11 protein-coding genes and 1 pseudogene are annotated in these 14,733 nt (G+C 66.3%); 5 read left to right on the plus strand and 7 right to left on the minus strand.

Translation table 11 applies throughout. The features are described from left to right. Complete coding sequence (locus tag MRBLAR12_RS17270; RefSeq protein ID WP_414645527.1) at positions 1-1,413, minus strand: MFS transporter; 1,413 nt, start codon at positions 1,411-1,413, stop codon at positions 1-3. Positions 1,414-1,707: 294 nt separating this feature from the next. Between MRBLAR12_RS17270 and MRBLAR12_RS17275 the strand changes: the two genes are divergently transcribed. Further along, entirely contained in the window at positions 1,708-3,120 is a 1,413-nt protein-coding gene (locus MRBLAR12_RS17275; RefSeq protein ID WP_229993232.1) for an MFS transporter, read from the plus strand. Between the two features lie 69 nt (positions 3,121-3,189). Here MRBLAR12_RS17275 and MRBLAR12_RS17280 read toward each other — a convergent pair whose 3' ends face one another. The 3 genes from MRBLAR12_RS17280 to MRBLAR12_RS17290 all read right to left on the minus strand — a co-directional run bounded on the left by MRBLAR12_RS17280 (position 3,190) and on the right by MRBLAR12_RS17290 (position 6,732). Next, the gene (locus tag MRBLAR12_RS17280) at positions 3,190-3,921 is read right to left on the minus strand and encodes a glutamine amidotransferase (protein WP_229993233.1); all 732 of its coding nucleotides are present in this window, start codon (positions 3,919-3,921) and stop codon (positions 3,190-3,192) included. A gap of 64 nt (positions 3,922-3,985) precedes the next feature. Then, positions 3,986-5,836: an acetyl/propionyl/methylcrotonyl-CoA carboxylase subunit alpha gene (locus MRBLAR12_RS17285; protein WP_414645528.1), complete on the minus strand. Its 1,851-nt coding sequence runs from the start codon at positions 5,834-5,836 to the stop codon at positions 3,986-3,988. Positions 5,837-6,015: 179 nt separating this feature from the next. Continuing rightward, the gene (locus MRBLAR12_RS17290) at positions 6,016-6,732 is read right to left on the minus strand and encodes a Maf family protein (RefSeq protein WP_229993234.1); all 717 of its coding nucleotides are present in this window, start codon (positions 6,730-6,732) and stop codon (positions 6,016-6,018) included. A gap of 134 nt (positions 6,733-6,866) precedes the next feature. Between MRBLAR12_RS17290 and MRBLAR12_RS17295 the strand changes: the two genes are divergently transcribed. The 4 genes and pseudogenes from MRBLAR12_RS17295 to MRBLAR12_RS17310 all read left to right on the plus strand — a co-directional run bounded on the left by MRBLAR12_RS17295 (position 6,867) and on the right by MRBLAR12_RS17310 (position 10,310). Further along, positions 6,867-7,034, plus strand: coding sequence for a hypothetical protein (locus MRBLAR12_RS17295; protein ID WP_223914108.1), 168 nt, complete (start codon positions 6,867-6,869; stop codon positions 7,032-7,034). Continuing rightward, positions 7,031-7,756 carry a cytochrome b N-terminal domain-containing protein gene (locus tag MRBLAR12_RS17300; protein WP_364747291.1) on the plus strand — a complete coding sequence of 242 codons (726 nt, stop codon included), beginning with the start codon at positions 7,031-7,033 and terminating at the stop codon, positions 7,754-7,756. Before MRBLAR12_RS17295 ends, MRBLAR12_RS17300 begins: the two co-directional genes overlap by 4 nt. Then, positions 7,753-8,706, plus strand: a complete 954-nt coding sequence (locus MRBLAR12_RS17305) for a hypothetical protein (RefSeq protein ID WP_364747293.1) — start codon at positions 7,753-7,755, stop codon at positions 8,704-8,706. The genes MRBLAR12_RS17300 and MRBLAR12_RS17305 overlap by 4 nt, the downstream gene beginning before the upstream one ends. Positions 8,707-8,893: 187 nt before the next feature. Then, positions 8,894-10,310 (plus strand): annotated as a pseudogene (locus MRBLAR12_RS17310) (DUF222 domain-containing protein). 133 nt (positions 10,311-10,443) lie between these two features. On the opposite strand, the gene MRBLAR12_RS17315 reads toward MRBLAR12_RS17310, so the two are convergent. The 3 genes from MRBLAR12_RS17315 to MRBLAR12_RS17325 all read right to left on the minus strand — a co-directional run bounded on the left by MRBLAR12_RS17315 (position 10,444) and on the right by MRBLAR12_RS17325 (position 14,446). After that, positions 10,444-10,896 carry a hypothetical protein gene (locus MRBLAR12_RS17315; RefSeq protein ID WP_364747295.1) on the minus strand — a complete coding sequence of 151 codons (453 nt, stop codon included), beginning with the start codon at positions 10,894-10,896 and terminating at the stop codon, positions 10,444-10,446. Between the two features lie 285 nt (positions 10,897-11,181). Beyond that, positions 11,182-13,728, minus strand: coding sequence for an MMPL family transporter (locus tag MRBLAR12_RS17320; RefSeq protein ID WP_364747297.1), 2,547 nt, complete (start codon positions 13,726-13,728; stop codon positions 11,182-11,184). A 1-nt stretch (position 13,729) separates the two neighbouring features. After that, positions 13,730-14,446 (minus strand): TetR/AcrR family transcriptional regulator, encoded by a 717-nt coding sequence (locus tag MRBLAR12_RS17325; protein ID WP_229993237.1) that lies wholly within the window; start codon positions 14,444-14,446, stop codon positions 13,730-13,732. Positions 14,447-14,733 lie beyond the last annotated feature (287 nt).

Below are 14,733 nucleotides of genomic sequence, written 5' to 3' on the forward strand. Positions count from 1 at the left end.
TTAGACGTGTCCCATCGCGTTTCGGTTGGCGTTGCGGATGTAGAAGAACCAGCAGACCACCAGCATCAGGACGTAGGCCCCGATGAAGCCGTAGAAGGCTGACGTGTAGGAGCCGCTGGCGGTGTTGGAGGCGTTGAGGACCTGAGGGATGATGAATCCGCCGTAGGCGCCGATGGCCGAGATCAGGCCCAGGGCCGAGGACGCGAGCCGCTGGGTGGTCACCGTGCTGGCACCGGAGCGGGCGGCCCGGCTGGAGGTGGCGAAGATGATCGGGATCATGCGGTACGTGGCGCCGTTCCCGAAGCCGCTGGCGGTGAAAAGGAGCAGGAACAGGAACAGGAAGAGCCAGAAGTTCTTCAGCGGCAGGGTCCAGAGCATGGTCAGGGTGATGACGGCCATGGCCGCGAACGCCGCGACGGTCATGCGGGCCCCGCCCATCCGGTCCGCCAGGCGTCCGCCGAAGGGGCGGGCCAGGGATCCGACCAGCGGGCCGAGGAAGGCCAGGGACAGTGCCACAGTGCCGACGCCGATTGAGGAGAACGCCGGGAAGTAGTCCTTGATGAGCTTGGGGAACACGCCGGCGAAGCCGATGAAGGAGCCGAAGGTGCCGATGTACAGCAGCGCCATGATCCACAGGTGCGGTTCCTTGAGCGCGGCGAGCGAGCCCGCGACATCGCCCTTGGCGCTGGTGAGGTTGTCCATGTACTTCCAGGCACCGAAGGCTGCCAGGAGGATCAGCGGAACCCACATGAGGCCGGCGACGGGCAGGTTGACGGTGCCGGCTGCCAGCAGCGTGATGGCGATCGGAACGGCAAGCTGTGCGACGGCGGCACCGAGGTTGCCGCCGGCGGCGTTCAGTCCCAGGGCCCAGCCCTTTTCGCGGGCCGGGTAGAAGAAGGTGATGTTGGCCATCGAACTGGCGAAGTTGCCGCCGCCGAAGCCGGCGAGGGCTGCCACGAACAGCATGGTGCCGAAAGGGGTCTCCGGGTTGGAGACGCACATGGCCAGCCCGATCGAGGGGAGGAGCAGCAGCAGGGCCGAGGCGATGGTCCAGTTGCGGCCGCCGAAGCGGGGGACCATAAACGTGTAGGGGATCCGCAGCGTGGCGCCTACCAGGCTGGGCATGGAGATCAGCCAGAAGATCTCGCTGGTGGAGAATGTGAAACCAGCGGCGGGAAGCTGGACCACAACAATCGACCAGAGCTGCCAGACCACGAAGCCCAGGAACTCGGCGAAGATGGACCAGTTCAGGTTGCGCCGGGCGATGGAGCGGCCGGCCGATTCCCACTGTTCCTTGTTTTCTGCATCCCAGTTGGCGATCCAGCGGCCGGGCCGGTGGTCGAGGGTAAGGGCGTCGGTGCGGGCGGCGCCGGCATCTGCGGTGCCGATTTCGGCGGTGCGTTCAGCAGTCACTTAGGAGACCTCCTTGGGGGGTGTTGTCCTTCAAAGGTAGGGATGCCGCGTTTCAGGGACGGTCGCGGTTTATTAACGCGCTGTGACTTTTGCCTATCGGGGCTTTTATGACGGTGTGAGAATGGGTGTGACGACCACCACGTGAGACAACGACACGGTGTCCAAATAACGGACCATTTGTCCATTTACTGGACGGTGGGAACTAATATCGGACTTATACGAATCCCTAGCCGGCGGCCCCGGGCATCGGGCTCTTGGGGAACATCCGACCGGTCTTCATGAAAGCGTTACTACATGTCATCCACTGCAACCTCCGCGGAGCGTGGGTCTACCAAGCAGGTGAATTCGCGCGGCCGCGTGATTGTCGCCAGCCTGATCGGCACCACCGTCGAGTTCTATGACTTCTACGTGTACGCCACCGCTGCCGTGCTGGTTTTCCCGAAGCTCTTCTTTCCCGGGCAGAACGAGACCACCCAGCTGCTGGCATCCTTCGCTGTATTCGGCGTCGCGTTCATCGCCCGCCCGCTCGGCTCGGTGGTCTTCGGCCACTTCGGTGACAAGTTCGGCCGCAAGGGCACGCTCGTTGCCTCGCTGCTGACCATGGGCATTGCCACCTTCCTGATCGGCTGCCTGCCGACGGCGAGCGTCCCGGGCTGGGCCTTCTGGGCCCCGGCGCTCCTCGTGGTCCTGCGCTTCTGCCAGGGCCTGGCCCTCGGCGGCGAATGGAGCGGCGCGGCGCTGCTGGCCACCGAAAACGCCCCGTCGAACAAGCGGGCCATCTACGGCACGTTCCCACAGCTGGGAGCCCCGATCGGCTTCATCATCGCCAACGTGATCTTCCTGGTCTTCAGCTACACCCTGACGCCGGAGGCCTTCATGGAATGGGGCTGGCGGGTGCCGTTCCTGCTCAGTGCCGTCATGGTCATCATCGGCCTCTACGTGCGCCTCAAGCTGATCGAAACCCCGGCCTTCACCAAGGTCCTCGAATCCAATGAGGTTGCCAAGCTGCCGCTGGCACGGGTCTTCAAGACCAGCTGGCGTCCGCTGATCCTGGGCACGTTCATCATGCTCGCCACCTACGTGCTCTTCTACCTGATGACCACGTTCACGCTGACCTACGGCACCCGGGCGTCCAGCCTGGACACCGCTAAGGCCGCCGCCGAAAAGGCCGGCAAACCGATGACCGAGGCCGCTGCCGCAGCGTTCGTCCCGGGCCTGGGCTACAGCCGGAACGACTTCCTCTGGATGCTGATCGCCGGCGTCGTATTCTTCGGTATCTTCACGCTGGTCTCCGGCCCGCTGGCTGAGAAATTCGGCCGCCGCAAGATGCTGATTGTTGTAACTTCCGGCATCCTCGCCTTCGGCCTGCTGTTCGTTCCGCTGTTCAGCGCCGGATTCGTGGGCGCCATGGCACTGCTGATCATCGGCTTCTCGCTCATGGGCCTGACGTTCGGTCCCATGGGTGCGCTCCTGCCGGAGTTGTTCCCGGGCAATGTCCGGTACACCGGCTCCGCCATCAGCTACAACGTCTCCAGCATCCTGGGTGCAGCCGTGGCTCCGTTCATCGCCGTTTGGCTCTGGGAACTGGCGGGAGGCAGCACAGTGCTGGTGGGCGTCTACCTCGCCTCCATGGCCGTGCTGACGCTGATCGCCCTGTTCGTGAGCAAGGAAACCCGGGACATCGACTACACCAACAATGTGGCCTAACGCTCTCCACTAAGGCAAAAAGCCCGGTGTGTTCAGTGAACACACCGGGCTTTTCCGTGGGCGGGGCCCTCAGCCGGCGTAGCGCTCCACGAAGTTCCGCAGGATTTTCATCGGTTCCGTCGCGGTGAACCGTCGGGCGTCCTCCATGAGCATTTCGGCCGATTCCGGCGGGAAGTAACCGGCGTGGCGGTAGATATCGATCCTCGTGACGAGCCCTTCGGCATCGAGCTCAGGGTGGAACTGGGTGGCGTACAGGTTGGTCTTGATCCGGAACATGTGCACCGGGCAGGCGGCCGAGCTCGCCAGCAGCACCGCGTGGGAGGGCAGGACGGTGCAGGCTTCCTTGTGGCCGGTGAACGCCGTGAAGCTCTCCGGCAGTCCGCGCAGGAGGGGATCCTGCAGCCCTTCCGCCGTCAGTTTGATGGTTACACCGCCGAGGCCTTCACCGTAGGTCCGGTCGATCACGGCGCCCTGATGCAGTCCGAGGGTGCCGACGCCGTAGCAGGCGCCGAGGAACGGGAAGTCCTCGGCCACGATCCTGTCCAGCAGCCCGGCGAGTTCTCGCTCCACCCGGTGCTGGGTGGCGCTCTTGTGCTCGGCCGGGTCGCTGGAGGTGAAGGGACTGCCGCCCACAATGACGCCCGAATAGTCCGACAGTTCCAGGTCAGGCAGCGGTGCGGCTTCCATCCGGATGCGGTGCAGCTGCTCCGGCTTGAGCCCGCAGTAACGAAGATAGGCGCGGTATTCTTCCTCGGCGGCGGTGTCTTCCGCGCGCGAGGCGAGGAGCAGGAATGGCTTCACACACCTAGTCTCTACTGGCCGGTCACGGAGGCGCCAGAGGCGCGCCCGCGACCGGCAGCGTCGACTACTCCTCGCCGTCCTCGATCATGGCGATCACGGCGCCGGCGGAGACAGTCTCGCCGGCCGCCGCGGAGAGGCCGATCACGATCCCGGCGCGGTGGGCGGTGAGCGGCTGTTCCATCTTCATCGCTTCGAGCACGACGACGAGATCGCCCTCGGCCACGGTGTCACCTTCGGCCACGGCCACCTTCACGATGGTCCCCTGCATGGGGGAGGTCAGCGCGTTGCCGCTCGCGGCCACGGCTGCGCCGCCACCGCGGGAGCGCTTCTTGGCCTTGGCCGGCTTGGCGCCTGCCGCGTTGCTGATCGAGCCCAGCGACGCCGGCAGAACCACTTCCAGGCGCTTGCCGCCGACCTCGACGACGACGCGCTGGCGGTCGCCGGAATCGGCCGCTTCGGTCTCGGTGCCCGTGGGGGTCCAGGCGGGAATGTCGTTGACGAACGCGGTCTCGATCCAGCGGGTGTGCACCTTGAACGCGCCGTCGGCCGGTGCGAAATCGGGGTTGGTGACAACCGCGAGGTCGAACGGGATGACGGTGGGGATACCTTCCACCACCATTTCCTCAAGGGCGCGGCGGGACCGCTGCAGGGCCTGGGTGCGGGTGGCGCCGGTGACGATCAGCTTCGAGAGCATGGAGTCGAAGTTGCCGCTGATGACATCGCCCTGCTCCACGCCGGAATCGATGCGGACGCCGGGTCCGGTGGGGTTCTTCAGTGTCGTGATGGTGCCCGGAGCAGGCATGAAGTTGCGTCCCGGGTCCTCGCCGGTGATGCGGAATTCGATCGAGTGGCCGCGGACTTCCGGGTCGCCGTAGCCGAGTTCTTCGCCCCAGGCCAGCCGGAACTGCTCGCGGACGAGGTCGATTCCGGTGACTTCCTCGGAGACGCAGTGCTCCACCTGGAGGCGGGTGTTGACCTCGAGGAAGGAGATGGTGCCGTCCTGGCCGACGAGGAATTCGCACGTGCCGGCGCCTAGGTAGCCGGCTTCCTTGAGGATGGCCTTGGAGGATTCGTAGAGCCGGCGGTTCTGTTCCTCGGTGAGGAAGGGGGCCGGGGCTTCTTCGACGAGCTTCTGGTTACGCCGCTGGAGCGAGCAGTCGCGGGTGGAGACCACCACGACGTTGCCGTGGGCGTCGGCGAGGCACTGCGTCTCGACGTGCCGCGGGGCGTCCAGGAAACGCTCGATGAAGCACTCGCCGCGGCCAAAGGCGGCGGTGGCCTCGCGCACGGCGGATTCAAAGAGTTCGGGGATTTCTTCGCGGGTGCGGGCCACCTTGATGCCGCGACCGCCGCCGCCGAAGGCCGCCTTGATGGCGACCGGCAGGCCGAACTTGTCCACGAACTCGAGGATTTCCTCGGCGGATTCGACCGGGTCGGCGGTGCCGGGGACCTGCGGGGCGCCGACCTTCTCGGCGATGTGGCGGGCCTGGACCTTGTCCCCGAGAGCAGAGATCGCTTCGGGGGAGGGCCCGATCCACGTGATGCCGGCACCGATCACCTTGGCGGCGAATTCGGCATTCTCGGCCAGGAAGCCGTAGCCGGGGTGGATGGCGTCCGCGCCGGACTGGCGGGCGACGTCGATGATCTTGTCCATCACGAGGTAGGACTCCGCCGCGGTGTTGCCACCGAGGGCGTAGGCCTCGTCGGCGAGCCGGGCGTGGAGCGCGTCGCGGTCGGGGTCCGCGTAGACAGCCACCGAGGCGATGCCTTCATCGCGGGCGGCGCGGATGATGCGCACCGCAATTTCTCCGCGGTTGGCGATCAGCACCTTGGTCAGTCGGCGGGTGCCCGCGGCTGTAGATGACTGTGTTGATCCCGGCACGGTGGGTGCGGACTGCTCCGAATTTGCTGACAAGGCGTCTCCTTCTTTCCTTCAGGGAGCCTAGCGCGGTTTTGAGGGTTCCGCCGATATTACTTGCGGATTCCGCGCGTATACGGCCCTTCCTTTGTAGGGTTGCCACAAAGGGCGGCGAAATGGCTCACTCCGCGCTCACTCTGTCGCTGCTCTGTCTCTGCTCTGTCCTTACTGCGTCCTCACTCGGCGCGGACGTCCGCCGGGTCCACGGCCCCGCCCGTCCAGAGCTCGGTGATGCCCACATTTGCCTGGCCGAGCAGCGCGCGCAGGGTAGAGATGGAGAGCCCGACGACGGTGTGGGGGTCGCCGTCGACCTTGCGGATGAACGCCCCGCCATAGCCGTCGATCGTGAAGGAGCCGGCGCACTGGAGCGGCTCGCCGGTAGCGATGTAAGTTTCGATTTCCTCGGCGCTCATCTCCATGAAGTGCACCTCGGCGGAGGACACCGAGCCCAGGGTGGCGCCGGTGCCGCGTGCGGTGCCGGCGCCGTCGTCGTCCGCCCCTTCGCCGTCGGTATCGCCATCGGTATCGCCGTCCGTGTCGCGGCAGTCCACGAGCCAGTGGCCGGTGTGCAGGACGCCCATGCTGCCGCTCATGCGGAGCATGCGTTCGCGGGCGACGTCGGCAGTGTAGGGCTTGCCGTGGGCCTCGCCGTCGAACTCGAAGACCGAGTCGCAGCCGATCACGATTGCACCGTCCGCCTCGGGCAGCGAAGCGACGGCCTCGGCTTTGGCCCGGGCGAGCAGGAGGGCAGTGTCATGCGGATCCGTTACGCCATAGCGGGCCTGGACGGCGTCCTCGTCCACATCCGAGACGAGGACCTCGTGCCGGATGCCGGCATGGCTGAGCAGCTTGGTGCGGGCGGGGGACTGGGAGGCAAGAATGAGGCGGGTCACCGTTCCAGCCTAATCCACCGCAGCACAGCCACACGGGGTCCCGGATGGGCGCCTGGACGGGGCAGAAGACCCTGTTTGCGGATACGTGACAGTGGTGGAGTTGAACCGGCATCCTAAAAAGAATCGAGCAGCTCATGTCTGGATGGCTCGTGGCAAGCGTTGGCATGGTTGGTGATGGAACATATTTTGGCTGGGACGGCTTCACCATCCAATCCGGAAACCTGATCGTGATCGTCGTGATGATCATCTTGTTCATCCTGGCCTTGGTCCTGCCTTTTCCCGGAGGGAAGCGGCGGAAATGACTGCCCCTGCAACACCGGGACACGGCGCGCAGGTCGATGAAACAGACGCCCGCACCTTGACCGGCAGGGCCCGCCGGTGGCTCCTGAGGAAGCTTCCGCCGGACAAACTCTTGCCCGAGGACCAGCCAAGCTTTGTGGCATCCTGGGCGTACGTATTCGGCATGGGGGCGATCGCGTCCCTGCTGTGGATCATCGTTTCCGGGATCGTGCTGGGACTGAACGGACCCCAGTGGTATCACGTGTCCTCGCTGGGGAGTTTCGTCAACAGCACGCATTTGTGGAGCGTGGAGTTCTTCTTCATCTTCATGGTGGTGCACCTGTGGCTGAAATTCTGGATGGCGGCCTGGCGCGGGGGCCGGGTCCTGACCTGGATCACCGGCGTGATCTCCTTTGTCGTTTCCATCGTGGCGGCCTTCACCGGGTATCTGCTCCAGACGAACTTCGATTCGCAGTGGATTGCCTTCGAAGCGAAGGATGCGCTGAACGCGGTCGGAGTAGGCGCTTGGTTCAATGTGGCCAACGTCGGTCAGCTCTTCACCTGGCACGTCACGCTGCTGCCCTTGGCCGTGGGCGCTGTGGTGGTCCTGCACGTCCTGCTGGTCCGGGTCCACGGCGTTGCACCTCCACTAGATGCCGCGCAGTCCGACGCCCAGCTGCTTCACAACCGCCCGGAGGCCACCGAACCTCCGAAGGCCACCGAATCCGGGGGCGCAGTGCAATGACCAGGAAAAGCAGCAGTACCTCCTGGCGGAAGGCGGACGACGTTGCCAGCAGGCCCTGGACGGGCAGCGTCCGCGAATATGACCTCATCAAAGAACTGATCATCGGCGTTGTGGTGGTCGGCCTGCTCGTGCTCGGTGTGTCCGCCATCTTCGGGTCCCCTGATGAGCCCAGCGTGAGCCTCAAGACGTGGGCCACGGCCGCCCCCGCGGATTTCGTTGGCACCGCCGCGAAAGAGCTTGCCGGCACCAGCGATACTGCCGGATACGGGCCGCCCTACAACTCGACCCCGGACGCGACGCAGAAGATCGGCCCCGTGGACCTTCAAAGCCTCTCCGGCGTCCGCCTTCCGGTTGATACCGCCAATGACTTCGTGATCGCCCCGCTGGCGACGCTGCCGTCGCCGCCGGCAGAGCTGGCGAGCTGGACGGCCGCCACGGATCAGCAGCGCTCAGCCTGGGCAGCTGCCTATTCGGACGCCCTTGCCGCTGCGCCGGATAACGACCCGGCCCAGGTGGGCGACGGCGACTATGGCCCGGTCCCTGCACTGACCGGAGCGTTGCTGGATATGGCGCGCCAAGGCAGTTTGGACGGCGTGCTGCAGAACGGTGGAAACTTCTACAACATGAACTACACGCGCGGCCTCCTCTTTTTGGGCGACGGCGGCTACTTCCCGGATCTTGCGGCCAGCCAACACCTCTCCGGGGATCAGTGGGGCGTGATGAACGAAACCGGCGATACGCCTGGGCAGTCCTGGTTGTGGCTCTTCTCGCTCCTTTACCAAGTGGAACCGTTCAAGTCCGCGCCCAATGCCGATGCCCTCGTAGTCGTCACGATGTTCGTGCTGACGGCGTTGCTGGCCCTGTTGCCGTTCATCCCCGGACTACGGTCGCTGCCGCGGGTGATCCCCCTCCATCGCCTGATCTGGAAGGACTACTACCGCAACCGCTGAGTCTGCCGGCAATCCGTGACGCCTAGCTTCGGCTGAGGAGTACAGGCGCGTTATTGTCAGAGGTCCCTGAAACACTGGATTCATGGACGGCAATTACGGGCCCGAAGTGGCTCCGGCAGGACACGGCGACGGTGGCTTCAGCCGCGCCGGGAGCGGCGCGGCCGCCGGACCGCTGGGTTCCGTGCGCATGGCCACGGACAGTGCCGGGATCATTGACAGGATCCGGGAACTGGAAGACTGGAAGTCCGCCGCGTCCGCGGAACAGGCCCGGCTCGCCGTGGCCTTCGACCTGCTCCAACGCCGCGAACAAGCCCGGCTCGGGGTCCCGGCCGAGAAGCTCGGCGCCGGGATCGGCGCGCAGATCGCCCTGGCCCGGCGCGAATCCCCGGCCAAGGGCGGCCGGCTCCTGGGCCTGGCCAAAGCCCTCGTGACCAAAATGCCCCACACCCTCACCGCCCTGCAGACCGGTCAGCTCAACGAATGGCGCGCCACCCTGCTCGTGCGCGAAACCGCCTGCCTGACCGCCGCGGACCGGGCCGCCGTCGACGCCGACCTCGCCGCCGACGCCGGGACGTTCGCCGGCGCCGGTGACCGGTCCCTGGTCGCCGCGGCCCGGGCCGCCGCGTACCGGCGTGACCCCCGCTCCGTGACCCAGCGCGCCGCGCACGCCGCCACCGAGCGGCACGTCAGCCTCCGCCCGGCCCCCGACACCATGTGTCATCTGACCGCCCTGCTGTCCGTGGCCCAAGGCGTCGCCGTCTACAAGGCGCTGAGCGGGCACGCCGACACCCTCCGCGCCGCCGGGGACCCGAGGGGCCGCGGGCAGCTCATGGCCGATGCCCTGGTCGAACGCACCACCGGGACCCCGGGCGGGATCAGCGGGGTCGAGATCCAGCTCGTCATCACCGACCGCACCCTCTTCCAGGCCGGCGCCGAACCCGCCCGGCTCCCCGGCTACGGCACCGTCCCCGCCGCCTGGGCCCGCACCCTCATCAACGGCACGGCCGGCGCCCACAGCGGTGACGGCGGCAGTCCCCCTGGACCCGGCGCCGCGGCCCCGAACACGGACAGAAACGATGACGGCCAGTCCGGCGGTCGCCCTGGACCGGGCGGCACCCGCCGGGAGCGGCGATGACCCCGCGTTCCGACTCTGGCTCCGGCGGCTCTACACCCACCCCGGGTCCGGCGACCTCGTCGGCATGGACTCCCGCGCCCGGCTCTTCCCGCCCGGCCTGCGCCGCTTCATCCAGGCCCGCGACGACACCTGCCGCACCCCCTACTGCGACGCGCCCATCCGCCACCTGGACCACATCATTCCCTGGCACACCGGCGGCCCGACCACCACGGACAACGGCGCCGGCCTCTGCGAAGCCTGCAACCACACCAAAGAAACCCCCGGCTGGAGAGCCCGCCCCGCACCCGGTCCCCGCCACACCCTCCAGCTGACGACACCGACAGGCCACACCTACAACTCCACCGCGCCACCGTTGCCCGGATCGCCTGCCGGCGAAGCGAGCGCGGATTCCCGCCGCCAGCGCCGCGACGAGCGCCACCGCACGAAGACGCTCAAGCGTATGCGGCCCTCAGGCTCACTGGCGGCCTGAGCGGCCCGGAGGCTTGACGTGGTTTGAGAAGCACTTTCTACCGGTGAAGGAAGCGGGACGGTTCGACGAGTCGGCTGGTTAGGAATCGCTCAATGGCAGTGAACACCTGAACGTGCGCGGCCAAGGAGGCACGTCAGTCGTTCGGGACTTCCAACGAGTGATTGGCGTCCAGAATGTCAACGAACGTCGGTGCGGTTTCTGACAACGCAGCGGTTGCCCAAGACTTGTCTTTGGATCCACCGATGAGCAGATCCGGATTACTTGTTTCAGCAAGTGTCCGCCGAATGACGTCATCCGTGAGGATAGGAGTGAGCCAAATAGCTGGCACTTGAGCCTCTTCTGCCCAAGGAATGGAGAACGTGCCAAACGACTTGGCCACGATGAGTCGATGGTCGGCGTGCGGAAACTCGGCGAACGCCTGTTGAACTGCACGAGCCGCGAACCCGTGGGGGTCATCCCCAGGTTCATCATCGTCGGTCCAGCGAATTGCCTGCACTTGCCAGCCGCGGTCTCTCAACTGTTCTGCAGGCCAGTAAAGAAGAGGCGATTCGACCTTGTACCCCGCACCTGGCACGAGCACAGTCACGTTGGTCTCTCACCGTGAGTGGACTCACAGCCCGGCCAGAGGAAAGTTTCCATGCCGGAGATACTACCGACAGGGCTTGCTTTCCGGCCGGATGGCAGAAGGTGATGAGCAGAATGTGACCGCTGCGGCGTTGGTGGGGAACCGGCGTCGAACGGATCTCAAGCTGTCCAGGCTTGCACGCACAAAAAAGCCGCCCGCCGATCGGAATGATCAGCGGGCGGCTTTAGGGCAACTCGGCTTCAGGGCAACTCGATTTTGGGGCGACTCATCGGCCAACCGTGAGTGTCAGCGCGCGCCGATCTCCTCCGGCTCGGGCTCGCTGTCGGCCGAGGCTGAGGCCGAAGCCGCGGGCCGGAGCTTCGCGCCTTCAACATCCACATCCGGCAGGATCCGGTTCAGCCAGCGGGGCAGCCACCACGCCTTATCGCCGAGCAGGTACATCACGGCCGGAACAATCGTCATGCGGACCACAAACGCGTCCACCAGGACACCGAAGGCCATCGCGAAGCCCAGCGGCCGGACCATGTTCAGGTGCGAGAAGATGAAGCCGGCAAACACGCTGACCATGATGATGGCGGCGGCGGTGACCACGGTCGCGGCATGGCTGAAGCCGGTGCGGACCGCATGCTTGGCCGATTCCCCGTGCATGAATGATTCGCGCATGCCGGAGGTGATGAACACCTGGTAGTCCATGGCCAGGCCGAACAGCACGCCGATCAGGATGATCGGCAGGAAGCTCAGCACTGCGCCCGGGTTTTCGACGCCGAACACGGGACCCAGCCAGCCCCACTGGTAAACCGCGACGACGGCTCCGAAGGCGGCCGCCAGCGAGAGCAGGAAGCCGCCCGTGGCCAGCAGCGGCACGACGATCGAGCGGAACACGAGCAGCAGCAGGATCAGCGACAGTCCGACGACGATGCCCAGGTACGGGGGCAGGGCGTCGCCGAGCTTTGTGGAGACGTCGACGTTGCCGGCTGTCTGGCCCGTGAGGCCGATGCTGACACCGGTGGAGTCCTTGATGCGGTCCTTTTCGGCGCGGAGCTCGGAGACCACCTTGACCGTGCTGGCGCTGGCGGGGCCCTCCTTGGGAATGACCTGGAACACCGCGGTGCGGCGGTCCTCGCTCAATGCCACCGGAACGGCTGCGGTGACGTTGGCCGTGCCGCGGAGGATGCCGGCGACGTCGAGCTGCATTGCCGTGGCTTCGTCCTCGCTCAGGCCGGCGGGGAAGTCGCCCACCACCACGATCGGGCCTGTCATGCCTTCGCCGAAGCTGCGGCCGGTGACGTCGTAGGCCTTGAACGCCTGTGACTCAACGGGCTCGGACCCGCCGTCGGGCAGCGCGAGACGCAACTGGCTGGCCGGCAGCGCCACGATGCCCAACAGCAGGACACCGGCCAGCAGCGCCAGGACCGGGTGCCGGGTGACAAGGCCGCCCCAGCCCTGTTTGCTGCGGCGTTCGTCGCGGGCACGGTCCGCGCTTTCGTGGCCGGGGGCGGCGTTGTGCTTCTCCGCCTTGGCCCAGACGCGGCGGGAAATGAGCCTGGGCCCGATCAGGGACAGCATGGCAGGGGTGAGGGTCAGGGCGACGACGACGGCGACTGCCACCGTTGCGGCGGCGGACAGGCCCATGACGGCCAGGAAGGGAAGGCCCGGAATAACGAGGGCCGCAAGGGCGATGATGACCGTCAGGCCCGCGAACAGCACGGCGTTGCCGGAGGTGCCGGTGGCGAGGGCGACGGATTCCTCCCCGTCCATGCCGGCCAGGAGCTGGCCGCGGTGCCGGTTGACGATGAAGAGCGAGTAGTCGATGCCGACGGCGAGGCCCAGCATGAGCGCCAGCATCGGGGAGATGGAACTCATGTCGACGGCGCTGCTGAGCGCGAAGGTGCCGCCGACGCCCACGGCCACACCGACCAGGGCCATCAGCAGGGGGAGACCGGCGGCGATGAGGGTTCCCAACATGACGATGAGCACCAAGGCCGCGATGGCAATGCCGAGGATCTCGGAGATGCCGAACAGCTCCGAGACGTCCTCGGTGATTTCCTTGCTGGCCAGTGCGGTCACGCCGTCAGAAGAGACTTCGTGGGCGATGTCCTGGACCTGCTGGCGGACTTCGGGGGCCAGCCCGTTGATCGAGGTCTTGAACTGGACCTGTGCGATCGCCGCCGTGCCGTCTTCGGAAACGAACCGCATGCCCTGCGAGGCTTCAAGCTGGCGCTTGGCGAGGGCGAGCTTGGCCGCGCCGGCCTCAAGTTCTTTGGTCCCGGCGTCGAGCTTTTCCTGGCCGGCCGCGAGGGCAGCCTTCTGCTGGCCGAGCTGGGCGTCGATGGCCTCGGCGGACATGCCGGCCGCGGTCATCTGCTCCTCGGCGGCGGCCAGCTTGGACTTGCCAGCGGCCAGTTGGGCGGCTGAGGCGTCCAGCTGCGCTTTGCCTGCGGAGGCCTGCTGCTCGCCGGCGGCAAGGTCCGCGACGGCCTTGTCCAGCTGGGCCTGGGTGGCGAACGGGTCCACGGTGCCCTGAACGTCGGGAAGGGTTTTCAGCTTGGCCAGGGCAGCGGAGACCGCGTCTTTGCCGGCCTGGGTGAATTGGCCGTCCTTCGACTCGAACACGATGCCGGCCGAGCCGCCCGAGGACTTGGGCAGTTCCCGCTTCAGCTTGTCCGCCATCTGCTGGGTTTCAGTGCCCGGAATCTGGAAGTTGTTGGACATGGTGCCGTGAAAGGCCGCCGCCGCGCCGCCGACGGCCACCAGGACGGCGAGCCAGAGGGAGATGACGAGCCAACGGTGGCGGTAGGAAAACTTGCCGAGACGGTAGAGCAATAGGGCCATGTCAGTGCCGATCTTGGGAAGGGGTGGCGGGGGAGTGTGATGCGAAACCGGAGCCGAGCAAGCTCATGGAATCAATGAGGAGCTGGCGCAGGTTGGACAGGGAATCCGGGCTGAGGTCGCCGCCGCACCGGGCGAACCAGACATCCATGGCGGCCTTTCCGCACGAGATGATGGAGCCCGCGAGGGCGCGGAGGTACAGTTCGTCGATCTCGACGCCGGAGCCCTGGGCGAAGCGCTCACGGGCGGCGTCGATGATCTCAACGGTGCAGTGGTCCCAGGCTTCCAGTTCGGAACGGCTGAGCATCGGGTTCGCCTGGCCCATGCTGTACAGCTCGGCTATGGGCGCCACTGTCATGGGGTCGGCGAGTTCAACCAGGGCCGCCCGCGCAGATTCCAGGATGGGCTCGCCAGCAGGGCGGAGCCGGAACTGCTGGAGTGCCTTGTCCAGGAACCCGTGGGTCACCGAGGCAATGACCACTTCGGTGCTGGCGAAGTAGTTGAAAAACGTGCGGCGGGATATGCCGGCTGCCTCGGCAATGTCCTCCACCGTGAAGTTTCCGGGACCCCGCGTGCGGAGCAAGTCCATGGCGGCGTCCGTGATGGCCTGCCGGGTGGCCGCCTTATTCAGTTCGCGGCGCGATGGCGGTGCGGCGCCGGATTCGCCGGACTCACCGGATGGCGAAGCCTGGGCGGCGGAAGGAGGTGGTGGTGTGGACACGCGCTTACACTACGTGCATGTTTGCACTCTGCGCAAGTATTTTTAGGAGTCCGGTAAGCGTGGAGTCAGGGCTTGAGCGGGACCTCCGTGCCGCCTGAATTGGTCTGGCCGCCTGAATTGGTCAGGCCGCCGGAATTGGCCCATGACTTCGCCGAAGACGGCGTCGATCCGATGGCCCGGAGTGTCATTCGATGTCACGATCAGCATGCCCGGAGCCTACCCACCTTTGCCGCCCGCGCGACCGATGCCATGCTGCACAGTATCCCTGCCGGATTCACAGGAAAGTG

The sequence above is a fragment of the Arthrobacter sp. LAR12-1-1.1 genome (assembly GCF_040676555.1).
Taxonomy (GTDB): domain Bacteria; phylum Actinomycetota; class Actinomycetes; order Actinomycetales; family Micrococcaceae; genus Arthrobacter.

Excerpts from the sequence above, each read along its gene's own strand:
- MRBLAR12_RS17320 (WP_364747297.1), bottom strand. The coding sequence starts at position 13,728 with ATGGCCCTATTGCTCTACCGTCTCGGCAAGTTTTCCTACCGCCACCGT.
- MRBLAR12_RS17305 (WP_364747293.1), top strand. The coding sequence starts at position 7,753 with ATGACCAGGAAAAGCAGCAGTACCTCCTGGCGGAAGGCGGACGACGTT.
- MRBLAR12_RS17275 (WP_229993232.1), top strand. The coding sequence starts at position 1,708 with ATGTCATCCACTGCAACCTCCGCGGAGCGTGGGTCTACCAAGCAGGTG.
- MRBLAR12_RS17300 (WP_364747291.1), top strand. The coding sequence starts at position 7,031 with ATGACTGCCCCTGCAACACCGGGACACGGCGCGCAGGTCGATGAAACA.
- MRBLAR12_RS17295 (WP_223914108.1), top strand. The coding sequence starts at position 6,867 with ATGTCTGGATGGCTCGTGGCAAGCGTTGGCATGGTTGGTGATGGAACA.